The following is a 2,810-nucleotide window of genomic DNA, read 5'->3' on the forward strand; positions in this document are numbered from 1 at the left end:
GTATTTTCAGTAACAGGATAATAAAAGACCTCATATTTTTGACCATTTACAGTAGCAGAAATATGTTTTTCTTCTTTTAGATAGTCTAAATATTCCTCTAACACAAAATTCTTTTCTTTCATAATCGCACTATGTGGTAAACCGACATAGCGAATATGCCATGGTTCATTCATAATTCCCGTTATGTCCGTTTTATCCTCTGGATAACGTAGAGTAAACCCGTATTTCCAAGCGTTCTCTGCAATCCACTCTCCCTCAGGTGCTACCTCCATCTTCCCTTGGGTACTTCCCACATCAAGCGATAAACCTAAATTGTGTTCGCTGTAACCTGCTGGCAAGGCACGAATGGAACCCATTTCTTTATAAAGTTTAGATTGCTCATCAAATCCTCGAAAACCACTTGTAATTAAAAAACTAGAAACTTCATCTTCTTTCGCATCAAGAACCATATCCGAAAATTTCCTTGCTATATCTTCTGATAAATATGTTTCGCTATTAAACAATCTGTTCCTTTTACCAATTCTTTGCGAACATTTAAATTGATGACATCTGATTTTATACTTTCATTGTGAACTGGGTGCTTACTGTTGACCAAAAGTAAATTTCCTTGATAAATTTGTTCTACTGGAATTTCTACTTTTTTTATATTTCCAGAAGACAACTTTCCCTCCACTACACCATTCTCATTATAGGCATTTCCTATTACACCTTTTTCATCTTGAATGAATGGTACTATCTTAAAGGCTGTCACACCCAAACATATTGAAAAAATTAATAAAAAGCCCCACTTTTTCATTCTTAACTTCTCCCTTATTCTTCTTTACATAAAAGATTATAAGTAAAACTAATTAAGAAAAAAGTAGGATGAATCTTAAGTTTTTCTTAAATTACTTACTTAAAATATGAAGCTATCTTAACTATTTTGTTTGCTTACCTCTTGTTGGAATAAAACCATCAAATCCACTATTTTGAAAACAACTTCAATATGCACCTAAAAATACCTTTCCTTCAACTAAACTCCCTCTATAAACATTGATGTATCAACGGTTTCCACCACTCCGTAGTGAAGAAAAAATAATTTACCATTTCATTTATAAACAGTATTTTGAATTTTTATTTATAATTTACAAGCTAGGTGTACGCTTCGCTAAAACCTAATGGAAATCATTAGCTTTTTTATCCACTATCTGATGTACAATGAATCTCTGCGATACTTATGACGGCGACGTACCCTACCAAACGTCAACAAAGGAATATTTTAGATACATAAAAAATCAATGCTATATTCATAACTTTTCTTTCATTGAAAACCTCCAAAAAGGCTTGGGAATTTATGATAGTGGTTATGGATCTGGTTCATCATTTGCTCTAATTGTTGTTCTATTCATTCCTCTAATTATTGGGTGCTAGTTTCATTTCAAAATATTATTAATACCCAATACCGCCTCTAATGCTCATAATTATTAAGGTAATACTAACTTTCCCTTGCACCTTCATATCTATCTTTACTAAGGGTAACTTTCCTCTGATGATGACCTTTTTTATTTTTCCTTACTTAAAGTATTCATCCCTTGGATAGGCTACACTAAGTTGGACAGATAAAATAAGGGGTTGTAAACTTAGACTAATAAAACAAGGGAGCGTGCTGCTATGACACGTCAACGTCGAACTTTTACACCCGAATTTAAACTGCAATTAGTGAAACTTTATGAAAATGGTAAATCTCGTGCAGACATTACTAGAGAATATGATATTACACCTTCTGCGTTAGATCGTTGGATAAAAAATCATAAAGAAACAGGTTCTTTTGATGCCAAAGATAATCGATCAGAAGAAGAAAATGAACTGGCTCGATTACGCAAGGAAAACCAAAGATTAATGATGGAAAATGATATTTTAAAGCAGGCGGCGCTGATCATGGGACGAAAATAGATGTGATTCGAAATAATGCTCACAAATATTCGGTATCAGCAATGTGTGACGTCCTCAATATTCCAAAAAGTACGTATTACTATCATGCCGATTTGTGTAGTAAACGTACGCTAAAAACTGAAGATAAAGAGATTTCCAAAGAGATTGCCCGTATTTTCAAAGAAAGCCGTAATAATTATGGTACGCGTAAAATCAAGAAAGAACTGAGTAAATTACCAGAGCCAAAACACGTATCACGTCGTCGAATTGGTCGTTTAATGAAAGATCTTGGACTCGTATCAAACTATACAGTAGCACAGTATAAGCCGCATAAATCAACATGTAATGAAGCGTCAGTAAAAAATGAATTACAGCGTCAGTTTGAGCAAGAAGAGCCATTGGCTGTCATCGTCAGCGATTTAACATACGTTCGTGTCGGAAAAAAGTGGCACTATGTATGCTTATTTGTCGACCTTTTTAATCGTGAGATTATTGGTCATAGTGCTGGCGCGAATAAAACTGCAGAACTTGTGTATCAAGCGATTGCGAGCATACATGCCAATTTGAATGATGTCAAAATGTTTCATACTGACCGAGGAAAAGAGTTTGATAATAAACTAATTTCAGAGAGTCTTGAAACATTCGGTATCCAACGGTCACTAAGCATGAAAGGTTGCCCTTATGACAACGCTGTGGCCGAAGCGATGTTTAAGGTATTTAAAACAGAATTCGCTAACGGAGCTCATTTCTCTTCTCTTGAACAGCTCGCCCTTGAACTTGATGATTATGTTCATTGGTTCAATAACATTCGAATTCACGGAACACTAGGCTATTTAACACCAGTAGAATTCAAGCAACAGCCCTTATAATTTTTGTCCAGTTTAGTGTTGACATACCAC

At 34.8% G+C, this 2,810-nt stretch carries 2 protein-coding genes and 1 pseudogene; 2 read left to right on the forward strand and 1 reads right to left on the reverse strand.

The genetic code is table 11. The features are described from left to right. Positions 1–796: pseudogene (locus ABE34_RS20560) on the reverse strand (M15 family metallopeptidase); the annotation flags it as partial. A gap of 401 nt (positions 797–1,197) precedes the next feature. Between ABE34_RS20560 and ABE34_RS20565 the strand changes: the two are divergent. Then, positions 1,198–1,410, forward strand: coding sequence for a YjcZ family sporulation protein (locus tag ABE34_RS20565; RefSeq protein ID WP_197144317.1), 213 nt, complete (start codon positions 1,198–1,200; stop codon positions 1,408–1,410). Between the two features lie 240 nt (positions 1,411–1,650). Continuing rightward, positions 1,651–2,780 (forward strand): IS3 family transposase gene (locus ABE34_RS20570; protein ID WP_197139965.1). Its coding sequence is split into 2 segments (ribosomal slippage): positions 1,651–1,897 and positions 1,897–2,780, totalling 1,131 coding nucleotides; the frame shifts between segments, so codons are not numbered across the junction. Positions 2,781–2,810: the final 30 nt, after the last annotated feature.

Source organism: Lysinibacillus sphaericus (genome assembly GCF_015844675.1).
Lineage (GTDB): Bacteria > Bacillota > Bacilli > Bacillales_A > Planococcaceae > Lysinibacillus > Lysinibacillus sphaericus_E.